Origin of the sequence: Streptomyces sp. NPDC006476 (assembly GCF_040612015.1) — a bacterium.
Classification (GTDB): Bacteria; Actinomycetota; Actinomycetes; order Streptomycetales; family Streptomycetaceae; genus Streptomyces; species Streptomyces griseorubiginosus_B.
In genome coordinates this window covers 1-2,072 of record NZ_JBEXPK010000261.1, presented here as the reverse complement: position 1 = coordinate 2,072, position 2,072 = coordinate 1, and the positions used below count along the sequence as shown (strand labels likewise).

Sequence of the window (2,072 nt, the reverse complement as noted above, 5' to 3'; positions counted from 1 at the left end):
GGAGCAGATGTCCACCGACGAGACAGCCGCCGCCCTTGGCATAGCGCCCGGAACCGTCAAGAGCGCACTGCACCGGGCACTCGCCCAGCTCCGCCGGGACCTGCAGCACCGCCACCCCGACTCGGCCTCAACACCTGCAGCATGCACGGTTAGCCCTCCTGCCAGCCGACGGTCACCAGGATGAGCAGGCCACACCACATCCCAGCCCTGACGACGAGCGGCGTATGGCCGTCCAGCCACGGTCGTTGAAGGGCCGGCTAGGCGCCGCCAACGGCTTCTTCGCGGGCCGCTTTGACAGCGCGTTCCCATTTCCAGGCGGGCTCTCCGTGGATCTTTGCCAGCTCCGCAGCGGCGCCGCGGCGGTGTCCGCCGATCTTGTTGAGGTAGGCGGCTGCGGCGTCGATGCGCTGCTGGACTTCCGGGGTGCGCGCACTGCGATCAGGGCGGGGGCCGCCGGGGGCGCCGGCGCGGCCGGTGTTGTCTCCCTTGCGCCGGCGGTCGAAGTCCTGCAGGTCGCCGCGGCGGAATGCTGGGATGAGGCGTCCGGACGGGCCTTCTACCTGGCCGGCCACGGGGGCGAAGTAGCCGGGATTGTCTTTCAAGTACTTGCGGATCGCGGACGGGCTCTTGAAGTGGAAGTAGGCGGCGGCGTCGTTGATGGAGACCAGCTCGTTGGGGTCGCCCTCGTACAGTGCTGGGTCCGTGGGCAGCACCTTCTCGTGCTTGGACTGCTTCAGCCAGCGGTGGAAGGCGCGGACCTGCTCGAGGTCGAAGTAGTCCTCGCGGTCGACCCGCGGTCCCTTCTCCGGAAAGCGGGACTCGGCCGGCTGGACCTCTTCGGGCTGTTCTGCGCGCTTGGCGTACCACGAGCGGACGGTGGGCATGCTCGCGCCGGTCTCCGCGACGATCCAGGCGCGGTTGGCGTAGGTGCGGCCGTCGACCTCGATGGTCTTGGGTTCGGGAGCACGTGCCATGAGATGCCTCCGAGGCGTCGCGGACAGTCAGCGGCGAGAGATCCCGCGCTGCCCGTATGCTGGGGGTACTCCTTCCTGGTGGGTTGGAGTACTTGATGGCCGGTGGGACGTTCGGTCGGGGTTGCCGCCCTGGGCCGACACCGTGAGGTGATTCCCGCCGGCCATTTGCACGCCGACACCAAAGCGACGTTGATAATAATGCGCTCTCGGGGGTGGGGTGTCAACCTGGCCCCCACAGAACGGCTCGTCCCGCAGGGGCCGGCTGCGGCTCAGGTGCCGCGCAGCGCCTGCCGGGCAGCGGCGGCGCGCGCGGCGGTGTGAGCGCCTCGGGCCATGCCGTACATGCCGCGAGTCCACTCGGTGACCCGCTCGGCGAGGCGGCGCAGTTCCTGCGCGGCCGGGTGGCCGCCTTGACGCACGAGGCCGGCCAGACGCAGTTGCTCGGCCTCCACTTCCCGCACGGTGCGGCGCAGCACGGCGAGCGTTCCGCGTTCATGCTCGAGGCTGCTCCAGCTGCAGCGTGCGGGCTGGCTCTCCTGCTGGACGAGGGCGAGCGAGGCCTGCGGCCAGGCGGTCTCCCGACCGGGAGCCAGCACCAGGCTCATCAGGCAGGCGACCCGTTCGTCGTGAAGGGCGGCGTACGGGTAGTCGGCGGTGGGCGAGGGCAGGGTGGTGCGGCTGCGCATGTAGGCGATGAACGAGGACGCGGTCGGTGGTTCCCTGCGGTCGCAGCTGGCGTGCAGGTAGGAAACAAGGTTGGGCAGCTGCCAGGCGAGGGTGCCGAACGGGGCGGTCGGCATGGACAGAGAGGCGAACTCGACACCCCCCGAGGGGGTGGTGATCGTCGCCTGGACCACGCAGAGCGGGCCGCGGCGGGGGTCGAGCTGCATAGGAGAACACTCCTTGGTGCTGATCGGTGGGTTGGGACGGTGTCGCGGAGTTGCCGCTCGGGGACACCGCGGCAGTGAGGATCAGGAGGCCGAGGCCACCGCGGACGGAAGCCGATCGCACAGCCGGTGCGTGGCGCTGACGCCGACGGCGTTGCCGAACGGTTTGCTGCCGGCGCGTTCCGTGCCCTGCTGATCGGGGCCATTCATC

The 2,072-nt window shown here is 70.0% G+C and carries 3 protein-coding genes; 1 reads left to right on the top strand and 2 read right to left on the bottom strand.

Annotated elements, in window-relative coordinates:
• Positions 1-184: sigma factor-like helix-turn-helix DNA-binding protein (locus tag ABZZ74_RS53810; RefSeq protein ID WP_356951396.1), on the top strand; the 184-nt coding region annotated here is incomplete at its 5' end.
• Between the two features lie 73 nt (positions 185-257).
• On the opposite strand, the gene ABZZ74_RS53805 is transcribed toward ABZZ74_RS53810, so the two are convergent.
• Both ABZZ74_RS53805 and ABZZ74_RS53800 read right to left on the bottom strand, forming a co-directional pair.
• Positions 258-974, bottom strand: a complete 717-nt coding sequence (locus tag ABZZ74_RS53805; protein WP_356951395.1) for a hypothetical protein — start codon at positions 972-974, stop codon at positions 258-260.
• Between the two features lie 269 nt (positions 975-1,243).
• A complete protein-coding gene (locus tag ABZZ74_RS53800; protein ID WP_356951394.1) occupies positions 1,244-1,864 on the bottom strand; it encodes a hypothetical protein in 621 nt (206 codons plus the stop codon).
• Positions 1,865-2,072: the final 208 nt, after the last annotated feature.

Bases quoted from the DNA above. Each gene is read 5' to 3' on its own strand.
- ABZZ74_RS53800 (WP_356951394.1), bottom strand. From the start codon at position 1,864: ATGCAGCTCGACCCCCGCCGCGGCCCGCTCTGCGTGGTCCAGGCGACG.
- ABZZ74_RS53805 (WP_356951395.1), bottom strand. From the start codon at position 974: ATGGCACGTGCTCCCGAACCCAAGACCATCGAGGTCGACGGCCGCACC.